The organism is Cohnella xylanilytica, assembly GCF_014212175.1.
In the GTDB taxonomy this organism is placed as follows: Bacteria; Bacillota; Bacilli; order Paenibacillales; family Paenibacillaceae; genus Cohnella; species Cohnella xylanilytica.
On sequence record NZ_JACJVR010000005.1, the window covers coordinates 65,443 to 88,948 of the forward strand.

Annotated in this window: 27 protein-coding genes and 1 riboswitch; of the genes, 25 read left to right on the forward strand and 2 right to left on the reverse strand. The window is 62.3% G+C overall.

Features of this window, described 5'->3' with window-relative positions; genetic code table 11:
* The first annotated feature begins 2 nt into the window (after positions 1 to 2).
* The 15 genes from hisC (at position 3) to H7B90_RS02160 (ending at position 12,281) form a co-directional block, all read left to right on the forward strand.
* The gene (hisC, locus tag H7B90_RS02090) at positions 3 to 1,100 is read left to right on the forward strand and encodes a histidinol-phosphate transaminase (RefSeq protein ID WP_185134209.1); all 1,098 of its coding nucleotides are present in this window, start codon (positions 3 to 5) and stop codon (positions 1,098 to 1,100) included.
* Between the two features lie 42 nt (positions 1,101 to 1,142).
* The gene (locus H7B90_RS02095; RefSeq protein WP_185134210.1) at positions 1,143 to 2,261 is read left to right on the forward strand and encodes a prephenate dehydrogenase; all 1,119 of its coding nucleotides are present in this window, start codon (positions 1,143 to 1,145) and stop codon (positions 2,259 to 2,261) included.
* Between the two features lie 534 nt (positions 2,262 to 2,795).
* Entirely contained in the window at positions 2,796 to 3,392 is a 597-nt protein-coding gene (locus tag H7B90_RS02100; RefSeq protein ID WP_185134211.1) for an RNA polymerase sigma factor, read from the forward strand.
* Positions 3,389 to 3,997, forward strand: coding sequence for an anti-sigma factor family protein (locus H7B90_RS02105; RefSeq protein WP_185134212.1), 609 nt, complete (start codon positions 3,389 to 3,391; stop codon positions 3,995 to 3,997). The genes H7B90_RS02100 and H7B90_RS02105 overlap by 4 nt, the downstream gene beginning before the upstream one ends.
* Entirely contained in the window at positions 3,994 to 4,590 is a 597-nt protein-coding gene (locus H7B90_RS02110; protein ID WP_246578467.1) for a histidine phosphatase family protein, read from the forward strand. The genes H7B90_RS02105 and H7B90_RS02110 overlap by 4 nt, the downstream gene beginning before the upstream one ends.
* A 123-nt stretch (positions 4,591 to 4,713) precedes the next feature.
* Positions 4,714 to 5,940: a hypothetical protein gene (locus H7B90_RS33315; RefSeq protein WP_185134213.1), complete on the forward strand. Its 1,227-nt coding sequence runs from the start codon at positions 4,714 to 4,716 to the stop codon at positions 5,938 to 5,940.
* 256 nt (positions 5,941 to 6,196) lie between these two features.
* Complete coding sequence (locus tag H7B90_RS02120; RefSeq protein ID WP_376701711.1) at positions 6,197 to 6,382, forward strand: hypothetical protein; 186 nt, start codon at positions 6,197 to 6,199, stop codon at positions 6,380 to 6,382.
* A complete protein-coding gene (locus H7B90_RS02125; protein ID WP_185134214.1) occupies positions 6,360 to 6,539 on the forward strand; it encodes an IDEAL domain-containing protein in 180 nt (59 codons plus the stop codon). Before H7B90_RS02120 ends, H7B90_RS02125 begins: the two co-directional genes overlap by 23 nt.
* A gap of 191 nt (positions 6,540 to 6,730) precedes the next feature.
* Positions 6,731 to 7,693, forward strand: coding sequence for an alpha/beta fold hydrolase (locus H7B90_RS02130; protein ID WP_185134215.1), 963 nt, complete (start codon positions 6,731 to 6,733; stop codon positions 7,691 to 7,693).
* 21 nt (positions 7,694 to 7,714) lie between these two features.
* Positions 7,715 to 8,143 (forward strand): DUF2487 family protein, encoded by a 429-nt coding sequence (locus H7B90_RS02135; RefSeq protein ID WP_185134216.1) that lies wholly within the window; start codon positions 7,715 to 7,717, stop codon positions 8,141 to 8,143.
* 260 nt (positions 8,144 to 8,403) lie between these two features.
* Positions 8,404 to 8,937 (forward strand): Rieske (2Fe-2S) protein, encoded by a 534-nt coding sequence (locus tag H7B90_RS02140; protein ID WP_185134217.1) that lies wholly within the window; start codon positions 8,404 to 8,406, stop codon positions 8,935 to 8,937.
* Between the two features lie 19 nt (positions 8,938 to 8,956).
* The gene (qcrB, locus tag H7B90_RS02145) at positions 8,957 to 9,628 is read left to right on the forward strand and encodes a menaquinol-cytochrome c reductase cytochrome b subunit (RefSeq protein WP_185134218.1); all 672 of its coding nucleotides are present in this window, start codon (positions 8,957 to 8,959) and stop codon (positions 9,626 to 9,628) included.
* A 21-nt stretch (positions 9,629 to 9,649) separates the two neighbouring features.
* The gene (locus tag H7B90_RS02150; protein WP_185134219.1) at positions 9,650 to 10,528 is read left to right on the forward strand and encodes a menaquinol-cytochrome c reductase cytochrome b/c subunit; all 879 of its coding nucleotides are present in this window, start codon (positions 9,650 to 9,652) and stop codon (positions 10,526 to 10,528) included.
* Positions 10,529 to 10,606: 78 nt separating this feature from the next.
* Complete coding sequence (locus H7B90_RS02155; protein WP_185134220.1) at positions 10,607 to 11,278, forward strand: DUF1405 domain-containing protein; 672 nt, start codon at positions 10,607 to 10,609, stop codon at positions 11,276 to 11,278.
* A 43-nt stretch (positions 11,279 to 11,321) separates the two neighbouring features.
* Positions 11,322 to 12,281 (forward strand): sporulation protein YpjB, encoded by a 960-nt coding sequence (locus H7B90_RS02160; RefSeq protein WP_185134221.1) that lies wholly within the window; start codon positions 11,322 to 11,324, stop codon positions 12,279 to 12,281.
* On the opposite strand, the gene H7B90_RS02165 is transcribed toward H7B90_RS02160, so the two are convergent.
* A complete protein-coding gene (locus H7B90_RS02165; protein WP_185134222.1) occupies positions 12,235 to 13,104 on the reverse strand; it encodes a YitT family protein in 870 nt (289 codons plus the stop codon). The genes H7B90_RS02160 and H7B90_RS02165 overlap by 47 nt on opposite strands.
* Positions 13,105 to 13,287: 183 nt before the next feature.
* Between H7B90_RS02165 and H7B90_RS02170 the strand changes: the two genes are divergently transcribed.
* From H7B90_RS02170 to H7B90_RS02205, 8 genes are all read left to right on the forward strand, one after another.
* Positions 13,288 to 13,656 (forward strand): nucleotide pyrophosphohydrolase, encoded by a 369-nt coding sequence (locus tag H7B90_RS02170; protein WP_185134223.1) that lies wholly within the window; start codon positions 13,288 to 13,290, stop codon positions 13,654 to 13,656.
* Between the two features lie 48 nt (positions 13,657 to 13,704).
* Complete coding sequence (locus H7B90_RS02175) at positions 13,705 to 14,253, forward strand: tetratricopeptide repeat protein (RefSeq protein ID WP_185134224.1); 549 nt, start codon at positions 13,705 to 13,707, stop codon at positions 14,251 to 14,253.
* 5 nt (positions 14,254 to 14,258) lie between these two features.
* Complete coding sequence (gene dapB / locus H7B90_RS02180) at positions 14,259 to 15,062, forward strand: 4-hydroxy-tetrahydrodipicolinate reductase (protein WP_185134225.1); 804 nt, start codon at positions 14,259 to 14,261, stop codon at positions 15,060 to 15,062.
* 32 nt (positions 15,063 to 15,094) lie between these two features.
* Entirely contained in the window at positions 15,095 to 15,517 is a 423-nt protein-coding gene (locus tag H7B90_RS02185) for a methylglyoxal synthase (protein WP_185134226.1), read from the forward strand.
* Complete coding sequence (gene bshB1, locus H7B90_RS02190; RefSeq protein WP_185134227.1) at positions 15,514 to 16,230, forward strand: bacillithiol biosynthesis deacetylase BshB1; 717 nt, start codon at positions 15,514 to 15,516, stop codon at positions 16,228 to 16,230. Before H7B90_RS02185 ends, bshB1 begins: the two co-directional genes overlap by 4 nt.
* A 233-nt stretch (positions 16,231 to 16,463) precedes the next feature.
* The gene (gene bshA / locus H7B90_RS02195) at positions 16,464 to 17,627 is read left to right on the forward strand and encodes an N-acetyl-alpha-D-glucosaminyl L-malate synthase BshA (RefSeq protein WP_185134228.1); all 1,164 of its coding nucleotides are present in this window, start codon (positions 16,464 to 16,466) and stop codon (positions 17,625 to 17,627) included.
* A gap of 32 nt (positions 17,628 to 17,659) precedes the next feature.
* The gene (locus tag H7B90_RS02200) at positions 17,660 to 19,012 is read left to right on the forward strand and encodes a CCA tRNA nucleotidyltransferase (protein ID WP_185134229.1); all 1,353 of its coding nucleotides are present in this window, start codon (positions 17,660 to 17,662) and stop codon (positions 19,010 to 19,012) included.
* A 204-nt stretch (positions 19,013 to 19,216) separates the two neighbouring features.
* On the forward strand, positions 19,217 to 20,200 hold the full coding sequence (locus tag H7B90_RS02205) for a biotin--[acetyl-CoA-carboxylase] ligase (protein ID WP_185134230.1): 984 nt from the start codon (positions 19,217 to 19,219) through the stop codon (positions 20,198 to 20,200).
* A gap of 6 nt (positions 20,201 to 20,206) precedes the next feature.
* Here H7B90_RS02205 and H7B90_RS02210 read toward each other — a convergent pair whose 3' ends face one another.
* Positions 20,207 to 21,166, reverse strand: coding sequence for an EamA family transporter (locus H7B90_RS02210; RefSeq protein WP_185134231.1), 960 nt, complete (start codon positions 21,164 to 21,166; stop codon positions 20,207 to 20,209).
* Between the two features lie 68 nt (positions 21,167 to 21,234).
* Positions 21,235 to 21,332: riboswitch (purine riboswitch) on the reverse strand.
* Between the two features lie 410 nt (positions 21,333 to 21,742).
* Here H7B90_RS02210 and panB point away from each other — a divergent pair.
* Both panB and panC read left to right on the forward strand, forming a co-directional pair.
* A complete protein-coding gene (gene panB / locus H7B90_RS02215; RefSeq protein ID WP_185134232.1) occupies positions 21,743 to 22,606 on the forward strand; it encodes a 3-methyl-2-oxobutanoate hydroxymethyltransferase in 864 nt (287 codons plus the stop codon).
* Positions 22,603 to 23,505 carry a pantoate--beta-alanine ligase gene (gene panC, locus H7B90_RS02220; protein WP_185134233.1) on the forward strand — a complete coding sequence of 301 codons (903 nt, stop codon included), beginning with the start codon at positions 22,603 to 22,605 and terminating at the stop codon, positions 23,503 to 23,505. The genes panB and panC overlap by 4 nt, the downstream gene beginning before the upstream one ends.
* Position 23,506: the final 1 nt, after the last annotated feature.

Consider the following 23,506-nt stretch of genomic DNA (forward strand, 5'->3'; position numbering starts at 1 on the left):
CCATGCAACCCAAACCGAATATCGTCCATCTGCCGGTTTACCAGCCGGGCAAACCCATCGAGGAAGTGAAGCGAGAGCTCGGCCTGACCGAGGTCATCAAGCTGGCGTCCAACGAGAACCCGTTCGGCAGCTCGCCGAAGGCGCTCGAAGCGATCAAGCGCGAGCTGGACAACGTCAGCATCTACCCGGACGGCGCCGCCGTCGAGCTGACGAACGCCCTTGCGAAGCGTCTCGGCGTCGATCCGGACCAGATCATCTTCGGAGCGGGCTCGGACGAGGTCATCCTGATGATCGCCCGCGCGTTCCTGCTGCCCGGCGACGAGAATATCACCGCCGACCAGACGTTCCCGCAGTACCGGCATAACATAGAGATCGAGAACGGCGTCGTCGTCGAAGTTCCGCTTAAGGACGGCACGCACGACCTGCACGGCATGCTCGCCAAGGTGAACCCGAAGACGAAGATCGTCTGGATCTGCAACCCGAACAACCCGACCGGAACGATCGTCACCCACGACGAAGTGGAATGGTTCCTGTCCAAGGTGCCTTCGAACGTTATGGTCGTATTGGACGAGGCGTACTGCGAATACATCGACGATCCGTCGTTCCCGAACGGCCTGGAGCTGCTCAAGAAATACCCGAACCTCGTGCTGCTTCGCACGTTCTCGAAGATTTACGGCCTCGCGTCCCTGCGCATCGGCTACGGCGTCGGCCGCGCGGAGCTGATCCGTTCGATCAACCAGGTCCGCGAACCGTTCAATACGTCGCGCTTCGGCCAAGCGGCCGCGCTGGCCGCCTTGGAGGATCAAGCGTTTATCGACCGCTGCCGCGAAGCGAACAAGCAGGGTCTCGTTACGCTGCGAGCCGCGTTCGACCGTCTCGGCCTTCCGGCGTTCCCGGCGTACGGCAACTTCATCATGGTCGACGTGAAGCGTCCCGCCCAGGACGTATTCCAGGCGCTGCTTCGCAAAGGCGTCATCGTGCGGGCCGGCCACAAGCATTACCCGACGCATATCCGCATTACGGTCGGCAGCGCCGAGCAGAACGCCAAAGTGATCTCCGCGCTGGAAGAAGTTCTCCAAGAGATCGCGGTGCAGGTGTAACGGATGGGGATGGACAACGGCGAGTTTAGCGGTTTTACGGGCATGGAAGCATCGGCCCCGCAGCCGGCGCCCAAGAAGATCGCGATCTTCGGCGTCGGCTTGATCGGGGGCTCGCTCGCGCTCTGCTGGAAGGGCAAGCCGGGCTATCGGGTCGTCGGCCATTCGGTCAACGCGTCCTCCGTGGAGAAGTACGTCTCCCTGGGCGTCGTGGACGAAGGCACGACGTCGCTCGCGGAAGCGGCGGCGGACGCCGACTTTATTTTCCTATGCGTGCCGGTGGGCAGGCTGGGCGATTACATCGACGAGCTGGCCAAGCTCCCGCTGAAGCCGGGCTGCATCCTGACCGACGTCGGCAGCACGAAGGCGTCGGTCGTCGCCCACGCCGAGCGGCTCGGGCTGAAGGACGCGGTGTTCATCGGAGGCCATCCGATGGCGGGCTCGGAGCGATCGGGCGTGGAGGCGGCCAGCGCGGACCTGTTCGAGAACGCGTATTACGTGCTGACGCCGACCGCCGCGACGCCGCCGGAAGCGATCGCCGAGCTCGAGGAGCTGCTGCGCTGGACGAGGGCGAAGGTCGTCATGACCGACGCGGACAACCACGACGGCATCGTCGGAGCGATCAGCCACCTGCCGCACATCATCGCGGTCGCGCTCGTGAACCAGGTCGCCGGCTACAACGAGACGGACGACCTGTACCGCCGGCTCGCGGCCGGAGGCTTCCGCGACATTACCCGGATCGCCTCCAGCGATCCGAAGATTTGGCGCGACATTCTCGTGAACAACAAGCGCGTCCTGCTCCAGCTGATGAACGACTGGCGCGGGGAGATGGACCGATTCACCGCGCTGCTCGAAGCGGAGGACGGGGAAGGGATCGAGCGGCGGTTCCGCGAAGCGAACGAATTCCGCAGCCAGCTGCCCGAACGGCGCAAAGGCATGATCACGTCGCTTCACGAATGCTACGTGAACGTGCCGGACCAGCCGGGCGTCGTCGGACGAATCGCCACCGAGCTCGGCCAGGCGCGAATCAACCTGAGCAATCTTCATATCATCGAGAGCCGCGAGGACGTTCCCGGCGTGCTGCGCCTGTCGTTCCGGCAGCAGGAAGATCTGGACCGCGCGGTCGAACTTATCCGAACGATGAATTACGAAGTTTATTTTTAACGGATTGGCGGGCCGCTCGCAACGGTCCGTTTTTTTTTCGGGCGATCGGCAGCGCCGGATGGCGAGACTTTTTTTCGAAAACGCTCACATTTTTTTGTAAGCGCTTATTGACAAGATGGAAACGGATACATATAATAAAAGTACAGTATGGTTTCTCTCCACTCCTATCCAATATCCGAGTGTTCACGTAACGCTCGCGCCACTATTCGTAGTGGCGTTTTCTTTTTTTTAACGGCGTTTTTCCTAATAATATTGGACGACGTTTCATTGTCGGAGTCGCATTCGAAGCGGCAATGGCGTATGATGGGCTAAGCGCCTGCGAACGCGTCTGGATAACATTGGAACGCGCAATTTTAAAATTTTTTAAGATATCCGCTATCCCCGATATGATACAATACCAATAGTTATGTAAAAAACTGGACTTGTTCCAAAACGACTGCGCGCTCGTCGCGCAACTTTTGCGTTTTCGGCCGGTATAAGAAGTAGACCGGCCTTGAACGATCACCCTGTACGGGGGGAGGATCGCGACCATCCATGACCGATTCTCAATTGATTCGGGAGATCAAGGACGGCAATGTGGATTTATACTCGGCTTTAATGGCAAGATACCAGAAGAAGATTCTGTCATTCATATATCAGATGCTAAGAAGCGCAAGGCTCGAATTGATGGCGGAGGATCTGTGCTCCGAGACCTTCTACAAGGCGTACCGGAGCCTGCATTCGTTCCGGGAAGTGGACGCTTCGTTCTCGACCTGGCTGTATACGATCGCCCGGAACACCGTCCTGAGCGAGCTGCGCAAGCACAAGGCATCGCATATGTCGTTAGACGATACCGCGTACATACCGGCCGCTCCGCCGGAAGCCGCGCCGGAACAGGCGCTGCTTCGCAACGAGAAAGTAACGATGGTGCGGGAAGCGATCAACAACTTGCCGGAGAAGCAGCGTTCCGCTCTCATTCTTCGCGAGTACGACGGGCTGGATTACCAAGAGATCGCCAGCATTCTGGGGCAGACGGTCAGCGCCGTGAAGTCGCTCCTGTTCCGGGCGCGCGCCAGCGTCAAGACGCAGATGGAATCTTATTACAACGAACCGGCGTTCATGCAGGAGTACGAGGAGATGAAATATCGATGAAAAGCGACTGCGGCCTTATTCAGGAGCGGTTTGTCGATTATTGGGACGGGGAGGCCGGTCCGGCCGACCGATTGCTGATCGAGGAGCATCTGGCGGGCTGCCCGGATTGCGCCGAAGAATTCAGGCTCTGGGAAGAGAGCACGAAGCTGATCCGCGATATGCAGCTGGACGACGACTATATCGAAGACGTCGCCACGGCCGCGGAAGTGAACCAGAACGTCATGAACCGGATCTACGCCGAGCAGAGCTGGTTCATGCCGGCGGTCCGGCGCACCTATGCGTTCTCCGGCGGATTCCGGCTCAAGGTGGGCGGAATGCTGGCATCTCTGTTGGCCGTGTTCCTGTGCGGCTTGGGCTATGTGATTTTCGACCGGATGAACGGTTCGAATTCGCCCGCCACCGGCGTCATGGAGACCGCCGACGCCTACGGGGCCGGCGGCCAGATGGCCAACAGCGTCCTCGTGGACGTCCCCGTCGCCAGCCTGAGCGATCCGATCGTCCTGCACGTGAACCCGGTCATGCCCGAGTATTGGGTCGCGTTCGCTCTTCTCGGCATCCTCGTGACGCTGCTGATCATGAATTGGTTCTCGAGGGTGCGCGTATGAGCTCGAAGATGAGAATGGGCTGGGTGCGCCATGGCCTGACGTCCTGGAACAAAGCGGGCAAAATCCAGGGATTGACGGACATTCCGCTCAGCGCGGAAGGGAAGATGCAAGCGCATCGGCTCGCCTATCGCCTGGCGGCGGAGAGCCGGGTCTGGCACGGCGTCGTCTGCAGCGATCTGCAGCGCGCGGCCAAGACGGGCGAGATTCTGGCGGAGAGGCTGGGCATTCCGCTGTTGACCGACGGCAGGCTCCGGGAGAGAGGCTTCGGGGAAGCCGAGGGGACGACCGAGGCCGAACGAATCGCCCGTTGGGGGACGAATTGGCGCGGGAACGTCCCGGGGCAGGAGACCGACGCCCAGATTCGCGAGCGCGGGCTCGCGTTCGTCGAAGAGTTCTCAAGCCGGCACCCCGGCGAGAACTGGCTCGTCGTCACGCACGGCAGCTTCCTCGCGCAGATGCTGCAGGCGCTGAAGACCGGGGTGGACGACAGCCATATCGCCAACCTGTCGCTGACGATTCTCGAGCGCGAGGAAGACCGCTGGATTCCGATTCTGCATAACTGCACCGCCCATCTGAACGATCAACCCGTCTAGTCGACAACGCCGGCCGCAGCGCCGGCGTTTTTATTTTGTCGGCGAGACGGCGGGGAGCGACGTTTAAACCGGCGGCATTCCACCGATAATGGAGAGTAAATCGTCCGGAAACGGGGAATGCCGATGAACTTGGCGGATATGCTGTGTTACGCCGATATCGACCAGCTCGCCCGGATCGCCGACACGTACCGGTGCGAGTGCAGCAGCCATTCGAAGAACGAGCTGATCCAGACGATTCTGTCGACCGTCCAGAGGCGCGACGTTCTCGAGTCCCGGGTCGAGGACATGAGTCTGGAAGACATGCGCTTCCTGAATTCTCTCTTGTTCGAGCAGCGCGCTTCGTACAGCTTGGAAGAATTGACGGCCCGGGCACAGTCGGCGGCGCCTGAGCCCGCGACGCCGGAGGCGGTGCCGCCGCCACCAACGCCGACGCCGGCGAAGACGGCGGGCCGGAAGCGGTCGGCCAAGGCCAAGGCGGAAGCGCCTCCCCCGGAGCCCGACAACTCGGCGCGGGCGGCCATCGCCCGATTCAAGAGATTCGGCTGGCTGTTCAGCGGCTTCTCGCACCAGACCCGATTCTTGTACCACGTGCCGGAAGACGTCAAACGCAAATTGCAAGACGCCATCGACCGGAGGTTCCGGCAATCGCTCGAGACCCGAGGGGAACCGGCCGCCTACCGGGACGAGAGGGGACTTATCGAGGACGACGTCCGGGCGCTGCTCGAATTCGCGAGGGACAACGACGTTCCTCTCACGGCCGACGGCGTCATGTACAAGAGGCAGCTTCAGCTGGCGCTGGACCGGATGGCCATCGTCGAAGCGGTTCCGGGCCGCAGCGGCTGGCGGTTCGGCTACGGGCGCAGGTTCCGCGATTATCCGGACCGATTCTCGCTTCTGTACGATTACGCCGTCTTCGAGAAGTGGCTGCAAGAATGGCCGGATCGGCTCGAGCTCACCGAAGAAGGGAAGACCCGCCTGGCGGACAAGGGGCGAATGGACCCGGCCGCCGTCTATCGGTTCTGGCTGCGGCTGTACAAGAACCCCGTGCCGAACCTGATCTCTCTCGTCCAATGGGTGTCCCGGCTCGCCGAGGAGTGGACGACGGTAGAGTCGATCGAGCGCATCCTGCTGCCTCTCGTTCGTCCGTTCTACTACGACGCTCCCCAGGACGTTCTTCGGAAAAGGGTGCTAGGCTCGATGATGCACCTGGGCCTGCTGATGTGGGGGGAGACGGAGAGCGGAGAGTCGGTCGTCCGAATGACGCCCCAAGGACGGAAGATCGTCGCGGGCAACGAGATCCGGTTCGAAGACCGCTTGACCTGGGCCGGGAGCTCCGAGTACGGCGGATAGAACGGCATTCGGAATCTCTTCCGGCAGCTTGAACATCCTTCGACGGACGTGCATATCGGACCCGGGAGAATCGTATGGTTTAATGCCGTCCGATCGCGAATCGTCGGCCGAGATGTCGGAGGCCGTCGACGCGGCCGACCGGACGGAACCGGCGGGCCTAGCGAATCCCGGCCCCCGCGAATCGCGGAGGACGGACAGCCCGCCGGAAGCGGCCATCCTCCTCGGATGCCGCATAGGCAAGGGTACATTGATCGGCATGGGGGCCATTGTCCTGAACGGGGCCGACATCGATGAATATGCTTTAGTGGGAGCCGGCGCGCTCGTAACCGAACGACAGGCGGACCGCCGCGCGTTAAACAGGTTACCCGTGCGCCAACCCCTAAGGAGCCCTTTACGCCGGGAATTTGGAGGTGCAACCGATGGACATGAAAGTCGCCTATGAGACGATGTTGGGTTTGGCGGCGGAAATGGTCCTTGACGAGGCGCTGCGCAAACACCGGACGGAAAAGATTTACGAGGCTATCGACGTTGCGCTGGCGAAAGGGGACGCGGAGACCTTCCTGCGTCTGACCGATGAGTTGAAGACCATACAAACGTGACAGGCTTCGGGCGCATGCCCGGGGTCTGGCCGAAGCGACGGGCGCGTCGGACGGAGGAGAAGCGGTTCTCCTTCGCCCGGCGCTTTTTTTGGCAAGAAATCGCTTTAATAATGGCTCCTTTTGCAGTAGGATGGACTAGGAACCTCGCGTTCCGCGAAATCTCCATGCGAGACGAAAGGATGGACCGCGCCATGCCGTTGGTGGACATGCCCTTAGACCAATTGAAGAAGTACGAAGGAATCAGCCCGAGACCCGGCGACTTCGACGAATACTGGGAACGCGCGCTCGCCGAGATGCGGGCGGTCGATCCCGAACTGTCGATCGCGCCTTCGGCTTTCCAGGTACCGTTCGCGGAATGCTACGATCTTTACTACACCGGGGTGAGAGGCGCCCGGATCTACGCGCAATACGTCAAGCCGAAGAACGTCCCCGAGCCGCATCCGGCTCTCGTTCAGTTCCACGGCTATTCCGGCCACTCCGGGGACTGGACGTCCAAGCTCGGCTATGCGGCGTTAGGCTTCTCGGTGCTCGCGATGGACGTCCGCGGACAGGGCGGCAAGTCGGAGGACACCGGCGGCGTCAAAGGGAACACGCTGCGGGGACACATTATCCGGGGGGTGGACGATCACCCGGACAACCTGCTGTTCCGCCACGTCTTCCTGGACGCGGCCCAATTGGCCGGCATCGCGATGAGCTTGCCGGAAGTCGACCCGGAGCGGGTCGCCGCCAGCGGGGGCAGCCAGGGCGGAGCCCTGACGCTGGCCTGCGCCGCCCTGGAGCCGAGAATCGCCAAGCTGGCGCCCGTCTATCCGTTCCTGAGCGATTACCGCCGGGTATGGGAGATGGATCTTGCGAAGGACGCCTACGAGGAGATCCGGGCATACTTCCGCTCGTTCGACCCTCGGCACGAACGGGAAGAGTCTTTTTTCCGCACGCTCGGCTATATCGACGTCCAGCACCTGGCGCCGCGCATCCGGGGCGACGTCCTGATGGCGGTCGGACTGATGGATACGGTCACTCCGCCGTCCACGCAATTCGCCGCCTACAACAAGATCGCCTCGAACAAGGACGTGGTCGTATACCCCGACTTCGGCCACGAATGGCTGCCGGGCTTCGACGAGAAGGCGATGGAGTTCTTCAAGCAGCTGCTCTGACAGCAAGAAAGGAAGATCGAGATGAAATTCAGCGAGCTCGACCACAACGGATGGGCGGAGCTGCAGCTCTACCTGGACACGTGCCTGCTGCCCGTCACCGGCTTGACGGGACTGGAATCCCCGCCGGAAGCGACGGACAAGGCGGCCAAGACGGGGGAATGGCTGTCTCCGCTGGAATCGGCGTTCCGCGGCCGAACGGTCACGCTGCCCGCGTACCATTATTACGACGCCGAAGACGAGGAGGAGCGGCGCAAGCTCGAACGGTATTGCGAGAGAGTGAAAAGGACGGGATTCCGCTACCTGGCGATCGTCAGCGGGGAGAGCGGCTGGAGAGCCGCCGACTATCCTTCCGCGGATCTGATCGTCGCCCCCGGGAACGATGGCGAAGCGCCCGATCCGGAAGCGATCCGCGCCGCCGTCGCTTCTTTATGGAAGAAAGAGAGCAAGTAAGCGTTTGCGGGCTCAACGTTTCTTTTCTTGTCCTTTCGCGAATAAGATGTCGCCGGCCATGCAAACAATAAGCGGGAACCGACCCAGGCGAATTGTGACAATTTGAGAACATTTTAGTCCGGCCTTTCGCGCGCGGGCTCGAATCCGCAATGGCAATTCTTGACGCCCCTATAAGCCTGGGCTATTATAGTTATGTCTTTGTGAACAAAAGGTGAAGTCCGTGAAGGACGCGACATTGGTGGGCAAAGGGGGTTGAACAGATGAACCACAATGAGCAGCACGAGACCGCGCACAAGCCGATCAAGCGCAAAGAAATGACCAGGCGACAATTCCTGTCCTATACGTTGGGCGGAGCCACCGCATTCATGGGGATGGGCGCCGTCTTGCCTATGTTGCGTTTCGCCGTCGACCCGATTCTGACCAAGAAGCAGGCCGGCGCGTTCGTCAAGGTTATCGAAGAGGCGGAAGTGACCAAGGAGCCGAAGCAGGTGGCTTTCAAAGTCCATCAGGTCGACGGCTGGTACGAGAGCGATCCGAAGATGGAAGCCTACATCGCCAAGGGCGACGACGGCAAGATCTTCGCGTTGTCTCCGGTGTGCAAGCACTTGGGATGCACGATCAGCTGGGGCGGCGAAGAGGCGCCCAACGAGTACCATTGCCCTTGCCACGGCGCGCGATATACGAAGGACGGCAAGAATCTGAAGGTGGCGCCGAAGCCGCTGGACGAATACGAAGTGAAGGTCGAGAACGGCTGGGTTTACCTCGGTCCGCTCGAACCGAACACACGGGTTTAGAAGGAGGGCGTTTCGTCCCATGTTCAAAAGCATGTACAATTGGATTGACGAACGTCTGGATGTCACGCCGATGTGGAGGGACATCGCCGATCACGAGGTGCCTGAGCACGTCAACCCGGCGCATCACTTCTCCGCATTCGTCTACTGCTTCGGCGGCCTGACGTTTTTCATCACCGTCATTCAGATCCTCTCGGGGATGTTCTTGACGATGTATTACGTGCCGGATATTATCAACGCTTATTACAGCGTCGATTACCTGCAGCACCAAGTCGCGTTCGGCGTTATCGTGCGCGGCATGCACCACTGGGGCGCGAGCTTGGTCATCGTGATGATGTTCCTACATACTTTGCGGGTGTTCTTCACCGGCTCTTACAAGGCGCCGCGCGAGATGAACTGGGTCGTGGGCATGCTTATCTTCTTCGTCATGCTGGGACTCGGCTTCACGGGCTACCTGCTGCCGTGGGATAACAAGGCTTACTTCGCCACCAAGGTCGGCATGGAGATCGCCGGTTCCGTTCCTTGGATCGGAAGCTACATCAAGGAGTTGTTGGCGGGCGGCACGATCGTCGGGGCGCAGACGCTTACCCGGTTCTTCGCGATCCACGTGTTCTTCCTGCCCGGCGTGCTGCTGACGCTGCTTGCCGCACACTTCTTCATGATTCGCAAACAGGGCATTTCCGGGCCGCTGTAAGAGAGAGGAGAGTGGCAAGCTGTGGCACACGGACACGGTAACAGATCGAACGAGAAGGTCGTCTACGTTGGCGACTCGCGCATTCGCAAGCCCGGCCCGAGGCCGGCGCCGCCGGATTACACGGCGTTCCCGGGCAAGTCGGAAGCGTTTATCCCGAACTTCCTGCTCAAGGAATGGATGGCAGGTGTCGTCGTACTCGTCGGCTTCCTCGTGCTGACGATCGCGGAGCCGGCGCCGCTCGGTTATCCGGCGGATCCGCTCAACGGATCGTTCATTCCGATGCCTGACTGGTACTTCCTGTTCATCTATCAATTGCTGAAATACCCGTACACCTCGGAGGACTTCATCGTCCTCGGCACGATCGGCATTCCGGGTATCGCGTTCGGCGCGCTTCTGCTCGTGCCGTTCCTCGATACCGGCAAGGAGCGCCGCTTCTACCGCCGGCCGATCACGTCTTCGCTCATGATCGTGTCGCTGATCGCCAGCGTCTACCTGACCTGGGTATCCTGGCACCACTACACGGAAGAGCTGGAGAAGAGCGGCGTCGTTCCGGAGCACATCGAGCGCGAGGAGAAGAACAAGGAATCGATCGAATCCGGCAAGGGCCGTTGGATCCCGGGCAAGGAGAAGACGGTCGCGCTCGTCAAGCCGGACGATCCCGCGTTCGAGATCATGAAGAAGGCCCAGTGCATCGCCTGCCACGGCGGCGAGCTGGAAGGCGGCGGAGCTCCTTCGCTCCGCGGCATCGGCGACACGCTCTCCAAGGATGAGCTCGTCGATACGATCACGAACGGGCGCGCGAACGGCGCGATGCCTTCCTTCAAGGGCACGCTGTCGGAGGCGGAGATCGACCAGGTCGCCACCTGGCTGTCCGAGCAGAAGGCGGAAGCCGCAGAATAAGGCGTCACGCACCATAACCTGACCGCTTGCGGTCAGGTTTTTTCATAGGCGGCTTGGCCTGCCGAACGGAGGGTTACGATGAGTTGGAGATTCTATCTGTCGCGTACGTTCCTGATGAACCCGACGCTGCTGACGCTTATGACGATCTTCTACGTCCCGGGAACGGTATACGGCTATATCTGGTACCGGGGACAGCTGATCGACACCTGGAACGAGCATCCCCATTGGCAGCTGCCGTTCGTGCCGGACAGCCCGACGGCTTCGCTGTTCTTCGCGCTGGCGCTGATCTGGCTCTGGGCGGCGCCGAAGCGTCCCGCCTCCGCGTTTGTCCGGGGCGTGCGCGGAATCGTCGAGGCGCTCGGCGTCGTCACTTCGATCAAATACGGCATCTGGGCGGCCGCGATCATCTTCGCGGGGGCGGCTCAAGGCGACGAGCTCGTCTGGCAGGATTGGATGCTGGTCGTCTCCCACGGGGCGATGGCGATCTGCGCGCTTCTGTACGCGCGCTTCTTCTCCTTCGGACCGGCCGCTCTGGCCGTCGCGGCGGCGTGGACGTTCTTGAACGACGCGGTCGATTACGGCTTCGGCGTCTATCCGTACTTGCCGTTCGTTCTGAAGGACGATCTGACGGGAGTCGCCTGGTTCACGTTCTTGCTGACGGCGTTCAGCGTGCTGGCGGCCCTCTGGGCCCGATTCGCGCCGGAAGCGGCCCGGGGGAGAACTTCTCTCGTTCCGAATAAGAAGTTCTAGCGCGGGACATCCCCTCATAAGCTGGGGGCAGGAGGGGATGTCCATGCCTGGAACGGGCTCTCGCGGAAGAAGCGCATGGATTCGCAGGATCGGTTGGATCGTATTCGCGGCCTGGTCGTTCATCGGCTTGCTGCCGATCTCCAATAAGGCGGAAGCCGCCGCGGAAGGGACGGGAGCGGATTCCGTACGCGCGTTCCGGGAGTCGGCGGACAAGCTGTATGCCGCGGTCTCGCAGGGGAATCGGCTTGAAGCGTCCCGGTCGCTCCGGGAGCTGGAGCGCTCGCTGCGCGGACTTCCGCTGAAGGGAATCGCGACCGCCGAAGGCGTTCAGGCGCTGGGCGGCAGCGTCGCGGAGATGAAGCGGGCTTGGGCGTCGGCGACGCCGGACGCGGCGCGGCTCGAGGCGGCCGCGGGGGAGATTCGCTTGGCCGCGGACGCGCTCGCGAATCCGGACAAGCCGATGTGGCACCGCTATCGCCCCATTCTGAAGGAAGACGCGAACGCGCTGGCGGCCGCCGTCGGGGACGGGACCGGCTTCGCGGGTCCCGACGCGAGATCGGCGCTCGAACGATTGAAGAAGCATTACCGGCTCATCCGGACGGCCGCGTCGCTGCGGGGCGAGCCGTCGGCCATCGAGAGAGGGGATTCCGTTCTTCGCTACGCGGAGAAGATCTTGAAGCCGGACGAACCGGAGGCCTCGCTCGCCAGAGAGTTGGCTCCGTCCGTCCGCGAGGCGATGGAAGGGCTGTTCCCGGCCGAAGGGCGGGAGACGGCGGCTCCGGCGACGTTCATGCCCCCTTCGTGGGGGTTCGCGGCGACGATCGGGTCGTTCATCGTCACGATTCTGTCGTGGGCCGGCTGGAGGCGATTCCGATACGAGCGCGACCATCCTCCGTCGAAGCCTCCGGCGCAACCACCGGCGCATCCTTCGGCCCATCCTTCGGCCCATCCTCCGGTCAATCCTCCCGGAAGCCTTCCCCCAGAACGTCGTGAACGTCGTTAATAACGATAAAAGCCTGTCTGTCGTGTTCGCGGACCAGGCTTTTTAATTTGCGGATCTCGAAGCGGCTGACGACGCAATAAACCATCATCCGCTTCTCGCCCGAATAGCCGCCGACGGCCGGCAGAAGCGTGACGCCGCGGTCGAGCTCCTTGGTGATGGCGGCGGCGAGCCTCTCCGGATTTTGGCAGATGATCGTAAACGCTTTGGCGGCGTAAGCCCCCTCCTGGATAAAATCGATCACCCGCGAGGAGATGAACACGCTCACCAGCGTGTACAGCACCTTCTCCTTCGGGATGAAGAGAAGCGCGCTTCCGAGAATGACGACGTCCATCGTCAGGATGATCTGGCCCATGCTCCAGCCGCGCCAACGATGAACGATGCGGGCGATGATGTCGACGCCCCCCGTCGTCCCGCCCGAGCGGAACACGAGCCCGAGGCCGGCCCCGAGCGTCACTCCCGCATAGAGGACGACGAGGATAAAGTCCTGCTTCGTCGTGAAGGGCCGGATCCAGCCGGCGTCGATCGTTCTCTCCCACAGCCAGAGGAACAAGGAGAGCAGCAGCGTGCCCCCGATCGTGTAGACCATCGCCCCGCGGCCCAGCAGCCGCCAGCCGAAGACGAAGAGGGGAAGGTTGATGGCGAGCGACGTGATCGCGGGCGGAAGCCCGGCCGCGTATTGCAGCAGAACGGCGATCCCGGTGACGCCGCCCTCCATGAGTAGATTCGGAAGGATGAAATATTCGATTCCGAAGGCGTAGACGGCCGTTCCGAGCGCCAGGATCAACCACGTCCTCGCCGCTTCCCTAACCCGTTCTCCGTTCATTCTCGTCCGCTCCCCGCCGCAAATTTGCATTTGTTTTTGACACCGTCTTAGGCTAACATAGGATTGATGCGCCATGCGGAATTTGTCGCCGGCATGCGCCGTTCGACCCCGCGCGCCGGGCTGCCGCACTTGTGGCCGCTGAACCCATTATAATCAGACCGATCCAGAGAAAGGAAGCTTGTCATGGCAGAGTCTCGCATCGCCGGCAAGCCGCTCGCGGAGAAGACGCTGGCCGACATTCAACGCGAAGTGGACGCCTACATAACGCAATTCAAGGAAGGCTACTTCTCGCCTCTCGCCCTGCTCGCCCGGATGACGGAGGAAGTCGGGGAGCTGGCCCGGGAAGTGAACCACCAATACGGCGAGAAGCCGAAGAAGGCGGACGAGGCCGACAATTCGATCGAGCTGGAGCTGGGCGATATTCTGTTCATCGTCCTCTGCTTCGCCAATTCGGAAGGCATCGACCTGACGGAAGCGTTCAACCAGGTCATGCACAAATTCAATACGCGCGACGCGAACCGGTGGACGAAGAAGGACACGGACGCCGAATAGCTCTCATATGCTGTACCATCCCCATGCTCGAGAGGAGGATGGTCCGGCATGAACGGGGAGAGCTGCGTTCAACAAGCGTACGAATCGATTCTTCGCGGAGACTTCGAAGCCGCGGCGGAATGGTTCGAACGGGCGGTCGAAGCGGAGCCCGATAATCCGTCTTATTATTATAAAGGCTCGATCACGCTGGCGAGAAGCGGCAAGCTTCCTCTGGCGCTCGACTACGCGAAGCGAGCCGTCGAGCTGGCTCCGGGCGAGCCCGCCTACGAGCTGCAGCTGCGGATGCTGAGGTCGCGGCTGCGCATCGCGGAAGCGCGGGAGCTGCTGTCGGCGAACCCGCCGCGGACGGAGCCGGCGATCGGCTTGCTGAAGGAAGCCTTCCGCCTCGATCCTCTCGCCGCCGACGCGAGGCTTCTGCTCGGAATCGCCTACCGGATGCGAGGGGAGTACGGCCGGTCGATCGAAGCCTTGCGGGAAGCCCTGCAGTTGAACCCGCAGTACGAAGAGGCGCGAAGGCTGCTCCGCGAGGTGCGGTCGGAGCGCCGCCGAACGCTTAAACAACTCTATGATCCGATCAATCACAAAAGGGACAGGTGAATCGAATGTCGCAACGAATCTCCGTCGCGGTAGCCGGAGCCGCAGGGCGAATGGGCCGCGAAGTCGTCAAAATGGTGCTGGAAGATCCCGAGCTGCGGCTCGCGGCGGCGGTCTCCCGCTCGACCGGACCGGTGGACGCCGGTGCTCTCGCAGGCAAGCCGGACACCGGCGTCCTCGTGTCCGCCGATCTCGAGGCGGCCCTCGAAGCGACGCGCCCCGACGTGCTCGTCGACTTCACGAATCCGAAATCCGCGGTGCCGAACACGGAAGCCGCGATCCGGCACGGCGTCCGCCCGGTTATCGGGACGACGGGATTCACGCCGGAGCAGATCGCCGAGCTGGACAAGCAGTGCAAAGAACGAGGCATCGGCGGCTTGATCGCCCCGAACTTCTCCATCGGCGCCATCCTTATGATGAAGTTTGCCGCAACCGCGGCGAAATATTTACCTCATGTGGAGATTATCGAATATCATGGGGATCAGAAGCTGGACGCCCCTTCGGGTACTTCCATCAAGACGGCGGAATGGATCTCCGAAGCGAGACGCGAGCTTCGCCAAGGGAACCCGAACGAGGAAGAGGTCATCGAAGGCGCGCGGGGCGGCTATTACAACGGATTCCGCATACATAGCGTCCGGCTGCCGGGCGTATTCGCGCAGCAGGAGGTCGTCTTCGGCGGGCACGGGCAGACGCTCAAGATCCGCCACGATTCGTACGAACGCGCGGGCTACATGCCGGGCGTCAACACGGCTATCAAGAAGGTCATGCAGACGACGGGCATGGTATACGGTTTCGAGCATTTTCTGGACTGACAAGAGCACCGGGGGAAAAGGAGACGGCAGCCATGATGCAAATCGCATTGATCGCGCACGACCGCAAGAAGGACGAGATGGTGAACTTCGCCATCGCTTACGAGCACGTACTGAAGCCTCACAAGCTGTACGCCACGGGGACGACCGGGACCCGGATCATGGAGAACACGTCCCTGCAGGTGCACCGCTTCATGTCGGGGCCGCTCGGAGGGGACCAGCAGATCGGCGCCTTGGTCGCCCAGAACGAGATGGATCTCATTATCTTCCTGAGAGACCCGCTCATGGCGCAGCCCCACGAGCCGGACATCATCGCGCTGCTTCGCCTGTGCGACGTGCAGGGAATCCCGGTGGCGACGAACGTCGCGACCGCGGAGCTGCTCGTGAAGAGCCTGCAGAGGGGAGACTTCGCCTGGCGCGAGCTCGTTCATAAATACAAGCCGGGGATCGACGGATGAGCGGGGGCGCTCCATCCTTCTACGGACTCGATCTGCTCGTGTTCGCCGCGCATCCGGACGACGCGGAGATCGGCATGGGCGGCACGATCGCCAAGGCGATCCGCGCCGGCCAGAAGGTCGGGCTCGTCGACTTGACGTACGCCGAGATGTCGTCGAACGGGGACGTCGAGACGAGGCAGCGCGAAGCGGCGGCGGCGTCCGCCGCGCTCGGCCTGACGGTGCGCGAGAACCTGGGCTTGCCGGACCGCGGCCTGCGGACGGACGCCGAGCAGGTGGACAAGCTCGTGTCGGCCATCCGCCGGCACCGTCCGCGCGTCGTGTTCGCGCCGTACGCGATCGACCGCCACCCGGACCATACGATGTGCAGCCGCATGGCGGAGGAAGCGGTGTTCAACGCCAAGCTCAGGCGTTACATGCCGGAAGAGCCGGCGTGGACGGCGGACATGCTATACTTCTACTTCATTAACGACGTCCATCCGCCGCAGCTCGTCGTCGACATCACCGACGTTCAAGAGACGAAGATGAACGCGCTAAGGGCGTACCGCTCTCAATTCGAGCCGTTCGGCTCCGAAGCCGACTGGGTGCCCACGCCGCTGACCGCCGGCTATCTCGGCAACGTCGAGGCGAGGGACAAGCTGTTCGGCCAGCCGAAGAAGTTCGCCTACGCGGAAGGCTTCATCGCCAAAGGACCGATCGCCGTCGATCGGTTCTAATTCGGACGGATCTCGTTCTGGCGGATCGCGCTGTAGCGCGGCTTCCGCGCCGATTCGCCGGAACGCTTTTGCGACCATTTCTACGATTCCATATATGTCGTTCCCGTCGGGGGCGACAATCCCGATTCACGCACCCAAGGACGCCTATCGGCGTCTTTCGTCGCCCTGCCGGGCAGAATAAGAGCAAGGAAGCAAGCCGGCGGGGAATAAACATGGAGGAAGGAGGAGTGCGTATGAACCGACCGCTCAAAATCGGCATTACCTGTTACCCTTCGCTCGGCGGCTCCGGCGTCGTCGCGACCGAACTCGGGAAGCTGCTCGCGGAGAAGGGACACGAGATTCACTTCATCACGCATAGCATGCCGTTCCGACTCGGGAAGTTCCATCGCAACGTCTACTACCACGAAGTCGAAGTCTCGGACTATTACGTGTTCCGTTATCCTCCTTACGACTTGTCGCTCGCGAGCAAGATGCATCAAGTCGCGAAGCTTCAGCAGCTCGACCTGCTTCACGTCCACTACGCGGTTCCGCACGCTATCTGCGCCTACCTGGCCAAGCAGATGTCCGGGGATCAGCTTAAAGTCGTCACGACGCTTCACGGCACCGATATTACCGTTCTGGCGCAGGACGTCTCGCTGAAGGACATCATCCGGCTCGGCATCCGGAGCAGCGACGCGGTCACGGCGGTCAGCCAGGACTTGATCCGCGAGACGAGGGAGCTGCTCGACATCGTGGAGCCGATCGACCTCACGTACAACTTCGTCGACAAGCGCGTCTACTATCCGCGCGACTGCACGGACCTGCGGGGAGACTTCGCGGAGCCGCACGAGAAGGTGCTGATGCATATCTCCAACTTCCGGCCGGTCAAGCGGACGGCGGACGTGGTCGATATCTTCGCGCGGGTGAGCTCCAAGATCCCATGCAAGCTGCTGCTCGTCGGGGAAGGGCCCGACATGCCGCGAATCCAGGCCAAGATCGACGCGATGGGCTTAAGCCACCGCGTCCATTACTTGGGCAAGCAGGACGACGTGGCGCAGGTCATCTCGCTCGCCGACCTGATGCTGCTGCCTTCGGAGAAGGAGAGCTTCGGCCTCGTGGCGCTCGAGGCGATGGCGTGCGGCGTGCCGACGATCGGCTCGCAGGCGGGAGGCATTCCGGAGCTCGTCGTGAACGGGGAGACGGGCTTCCTGTCCCCGATCGGCCGGACCGACGAGATGGCCGCGAACGCGCTGAAGCTGCTGACGGATCCGAAGCTGTACGCCGACTTCCGCGAAGCGTGCCTGCAGCGCGCGCGGACGGAATTTTGCAACGATCGGATCACGGCGCAATACGAGAATATTTATTATAGGGTGCTCGGTCTCGACGCTCGCGTTCCGATGCCGATATGCGAAGCATGAAGCCGCGCGGCGAAGGAGGCTCGAGCCCGGAGATGGAGCCGGCCGGCGGCGAATCTTCCTGGCAGGCGGGGATGAGCCTCGCGGCCGTCCTGGAGGCGGCCGGGCACGAAGCGTATCTGGTCGGCGGCTGCGTTCGCGACCGGCTGCTTGGGCGGGAGATTCGCGATATCGACATCGCCACTTCGGCCTTGCCGGAGCAGGTGATGGAGCTGTTCCCGAAGGTCGTGCCGACGGGCTTGAAGCACGGAACCGTAACCGTCGTCCGGGACGGGGAGCATTTCGAAGTCACGACCTTCCGGCACGAGTCCGCCTATAGCGACGCCCGGCATCCGGACGAGGTCGTCTTCGTCCGCGATCTCCGCGAGGATCTGGCGAGAAGGGACTTCACGATCAACGCGATGGCCGTCGGAACGAGCGGGAAGACCGTCGATCCGTTCGGCGGGTTGGACGATCTTCGCCGCGGCCTCGTCCGTTGCGTCGGGGAGGCGGAGGAGAGATTCGGCGAGGACGCCTTGCGCATGCTTCGCGGCATTCGGTTCGCGGCGGAGTTCGGGTTCGCGCTCGAAGAAGCGACGTGGAGCGGGCTGCTCGCCCGCCGGGAGAAGCTGCGGCATGTCGCGATGGAGCGGGTCGGCTCCGAACTGGACAAGATGATGGCCGGACGCGATCCCGGCGAAGCCGTCCGCCTGCTGCGGACAAGCAATCTTCTCGCGTTCGCGAAGGAGCCCCTTCCGACGGAGCTTCCCGATCTGGCGGGGCTAGCTTCGGACGGGTCCGAGAGGGATGAGGAGAGCCGGACGGTCTGGAGCCGCCTGCCGAACCCGGACGCGAGGTGGGCCGCGCTCTGGCTGCTGTCGGGCGCGGATCGGGCGTTGGCGCTGGAATGGGCGAGAAGGCTGAAGTTCAGCATTCGCCGGGGAGAAGCGATCGCGGCGGTCGTCGGCGTGCACGGGCGGCTGGCCGGTTCGGCCGTCGAACCTGGAACGGATGATTCGGAGAAGCGCCGCATCTGGGCGGAGGCGGTCATCCGCTTCGGCGCGGAAGCGGCGCGTATGTATCTGGACGTCGCGAAGGCCTTCCCTTCCGTCCCCGATTCCGTCCGGTGGGGGGAAGGCTGGGTTCGGAAGGCGGAGGACTGGCTGGACCGGATGCCCGCTTCCGCGATCCGGGAGCTAGCCGTTCGCGGAGACGAGCTGGTCGCCTTGCGCGGGCTTAAGGCCGGCCCGTGGGTCGCCGAAGAGCTGAACCGCTTGCTGACGCTGGTCGCTCTGGAAGCCGTGCCCAACGAGGCGCATGCGCTGAAGTCGGCCGCCGCCGAAGGATGGGCCGCGAAGAAGCCGGATCCGATAGATCCGGAAGAGAAGATAGACAAGACCGTTCAGTAAGTTAGGGCAGATTACGCCGAACAACCCCGATAAGGCTGTAAAGCAGTAAGGCAAAGGCAAGTAAGGCATAAGGCAAGTAAGGCATTAAGGTTGATAATGCAGTAAAGCAGTAAAGCGGTAAACAGTAAAAACAGACAAAGCGGTAAAAAGTCGTATAAGAAGATAATGCAGTAAGCAGAGAAGGCAATCGAGGGAGAGTAAGTCATGGATCAGCCTACGCTGTTATCGTTATTGGAGGAGCGGCCCGGGCAATTCGTCTCCGGCGAGGAGATCAGCCAGAAGCTGAACGTCAGCCGGACCGCGATCTGGAAGCAGATACGCAAGCTGGAGGGGCAAGGCTACGTCGTCGAGGCGGTGCCCAGAGTCGGCTACCGGATCGTCTCGAAGCCGTCGCGAATCTCCCCGGTCGAGCTCGGTCACAAGCTGCGCACGCGTTCCTTCGGCCGCAACCTGAAGCTGCTCGACGTCGTTGCCTCGACGCAGGACGTCCTGCGCGACCTGGCCGAGCAAGGGGCGCCGGAGGGAACGCTCGTCGTCGCCGAGCAGCAGAATCAGGGACGCGGCCGAATGGGACGCTCCTGGGTGTCGCCGGCCGGCAAGGGCGTCTGGATGAGCCTCCTTCTGCGGCCGGACGTTCCGCTGCTCCGCACGCCGCAGCTCACGCTGTTGGCGGCCGTGGCTCTATGCCGGGCGATCGAGAGGCTGACGGGGCTCGAGATCGGCATCAAGTGGCCGAACGATCTCCTCGTGGACGGGCGCAAGATCAGCGGAATTCTGCTGGAATCCGCCGCCGAGGACGAGCGGTTGCGCTATATCGTCGTCGGGATCGGCATCTCGGCCAACCTCGATCCCGAGGACTATCCGGAAGACGTCGCGGCCAAGGCGATCTCCCTGAAGATGGCGAGCGGCCGCGCCGTCGACCGGGCCGGGCTGATCGCCGAAGCGCTCAAGGAATTCGAGGATCTGTACCAGCTCTACTTGACGGAAGGCTTCGAGCCGATTCGTCTCTTGTGGGAGGCCCGCTCCATCAACCTGAACCGGCATACGGTGCTCACGACGGCCCGAGGGACGATCGAGGGGGTGCCGCGAGGTCTCGCCGAGACGGGAGGCCTTCTCGTCGAACTCGAAGGAGGACGGATCGAGACCGTCTACTCCGCGGAGATCAATCCGTGGGAGCAGAAGGCTTAAAGCCCCTTACCCTCCGATTCGGAGGCGGCCGCCGGAGCCGGAGCCGGTCCCGCCGGCTCGTCTGAGCAGCTCGGGAAGCGAGACGCCGAGCAGGACCAGACCGACGCCCAACCATTGGATCGCGCTTACGCGTTCGTGGAGAACGACGGCGGACAGCAGGACCGCCACGGGCAGCTCGGCCGCGCCGAGAATGCCGGTCAAGCCTTCCCCGATGCGCGGAACCCCGATGGCGTACAAGAGCGGAGGCAGGAAGGCGCCGAACAAGCCGAGCATGACCCCGAACGGCAGCAAGCCGGTCAGCAGCGTTCCGTCGATCAGGAAGGCCGGCGGGAACAGGACGAAGACGAGCGCCAGGCCGCCCGTGATCATCCATGCGCTGCGGGAGGCCGGATGCGCGCCGGGAACCGCTCTTCCGCTGAGCAGAATAAAGGCCGTATAACTGACCGCGGACGATAGCCCGAACAGGACGCCCAGCCAATGGAACCGGTTCAAGCCTTGATCGAGGACGCCCGCCGCGAGCAGGGTGCCGCCGAGCAGCACGGCGATGGTCGCCAGCATGACGCCGTTCGGGCGCTGCCGCTTCCCGATCGCGTGAACGAGCACGCCCATCCAGGTGAATTGGAACAGCAGCAGGATCGCGAGCGAGTTCGGAATATACCGAAGCGATTGGTAATACAGCAGACCGGTCACGGCCGTCGGCATGCCGGCAGCCATCAGGACGAGACGCTGCTTCCAAGTCGGAACGGTTCCGCCGGACCTCTCGGACGCCGTCCGATGGCCTTCATCGCCGCGTCTCTTCTTCCATCTCGCGATCAGAACGAGACACCAAGCGAGACAGGCGCCCGTCAACAGCTGGCTTCCGACGATTTGCCCGAGCGTATAGCCCTGTTCGTACGCTTTCGTCACGATCGTCGACAAGATGCCGTAACAAACCGCGCCCAACAACACCGATAACCTGTATTTCATTTTCGATACCGCACTCCTTCGTTATGAACAAAATAAAAAAACTTCCCGCCGCGGAATACGGAGGCGTCCCAGACGCTTCCGATATTCGTAGCAAGGAAGTTCGGCTTCCCGTAGAGACCCCCGCCCATCTTCGCGGGGTTATACGAACGGTCATTGATTCGGTTGTCATTCGTCGAAAAGCAACAGCAAAAATAATAAAACGACCGCTCCCGATTGTCAATAGTCGTTAAGAAAGCGCCGGCTCGATATTCGCGTCCTCGATGCCGAGTCGTCGATGCCGGCCGCCGCTCATGGACGATCGCGCGAATATCTGTTATAATCAGGAACGCAAGGCGGTATCGGTTGACGAATTGCACTTGCGGAGATTCTAATCGATAGTACGCAATTATCCTGTTGCTCGCGCAACGAACAAGTGAATACCGTGATGATTCGCGGCGGATTCTGCTCTGAGCCGAAGGGACCGAGACAGAAGGACGTGAAGCGCGCTCCTGCTGAATGGATACCTTTGTTTGCTTATGGGCAAATGCAAAGGTTTTTTTGTTTTTTTATAAGCCGATGTAGGAGGCGTCATCTTCCATGAGACAACCGCTAACCTTGCCCCGATTGAAGGCGCTCAAAGCCAAAGGCGAGAAAATCGCGATGCTGACCGCGTACGATTATCCGTCCGCCCGGCTCGCCGAGGAGGCCGAAGTCGACATTCTGCTCGTCGGCGATTCCCTCGGCAACGTCGTGCTCGGCTACGATACGACGGTACCGGTGAAGCTCGAGGATATGATTTACCATACGCGGGCGGTCGTCCGGGGAGCCCCGGGCACGATGGTCGTAACGGATATGCCGTTCGGCACGTACCGGCTCGGCCCCGAAGCGACGCTGCGCAACGCCGTTCGCCTGATGCAGGAAGGCGGTTCCCACGGGGTGAAGCTGGAAGGGGGCGCCGACATCGCGGACGAAGTGAAGCGGTTGACGTCGGCGGGCATCCCGGTGCTCGGGCACCTCGGACTGACCCCTCAGTCGGTGCTGCAGATCGGGGGCTACAAAGTGCAAGGGAAGGACCGCGCGGAAGCCGACCGCCTGATCGCGGACGCCCGCGCGCTGGAGGAAGCCGGAGCGTTCGGCATCGTTCTCGAGCTGGTGACGGAGCAGGTGGCGGCGGCCGTGACGCGCGCGGTCGGCATTCCGACCATCGGCATCGGCGCCGGGCGGGGGTGCGACGGGCAGGTGCTCGTTTTCCACGACATCCTCAGGTACGGCTCGGGAATTCGCGACAAGCGGTTCGTCAAGACGTACGCGGACGTCGGGGAGACGATTCGCGCCGCGATCTCGGAGTACGTCGGCGACGTGCGCGGCGCCCGGTTCCCCGAAGAGAAGAACGGCTTCGCCCTGGACGATCAAGCGGCCAAGGAATTCATCGATTCTGTCTATGGAGGGGATCGGACATGAGCACGGCAGCCGTATCCGCCCCGCGCGTCGTTCGGACGATCGCGGAGCTTCGCAAGGAGATCGGGAATTACCGCGCCGCGGCTCCCCAGGGGGGCAAGGTAGGGCTCGTGCCGACGATGGGATTCCTGCACGAGGGACATGCCAGCCTCATTCGCCGCAGCGCCGAAGAGAACGGCTTGACGGTGCTGAGCGTCTTCGTCAACCCGCTTCAGTTCGGGCCGAACGAAGACTTCGACCGCTATCCCCGGGACGAGAAGCGGGATTTGACCGTCGCTTCGGAAGCGGGGGCGAACCTGGTCTTCATGCCGGACGTCAAGGAGATGTATCCTCGCCCGAGCCAGACCTCGATTCTGATCGGCGGCATAACGGACCGTCTCTGCGGCGCGAGCCGCCCCGGCCACTTCGACGGAGTCGGAGTCGTCGTCTCCAAGCTGTTCAACCTGGTCCAGCCCGACCGGGCCTACTTCGGCCTGAAGGACGCCCAGCAGGTGGCGGTCGTGACGAGAATGGCCGAAGACCTGAACGTTCCCGTCGAGATCGTGCCTTGTCCCATCGTTCGCGACGCCGACGGCCTCGCGCTCAGCTCCCGCAACGTCTACTTGACCCCGGAGGAACGCGAGCAGGCTCTCGTCCTGTCGCGTACGCTCCGGCTCGTGCCGGAATGGATCCGCGAAGGGCTGACCGCGTCCGAGCTGACGGACCGCATGAAGCGGCAGATCCGGGAGATGCCTCTGGCCGACATCGATTACGTCGAAGCGTTGACCTATCCCGACCTGCTTCCGCCGGAGGAGAGCGCCCCGCTGGCCTCGTCCCCCGCGTCGCTGCTCGTCGCGGTGGCCGTCCGCTTCGGAAGAACGAGACTGATCGACAATATTCTGCTGCCAGCCGCGAAAGGGTGAG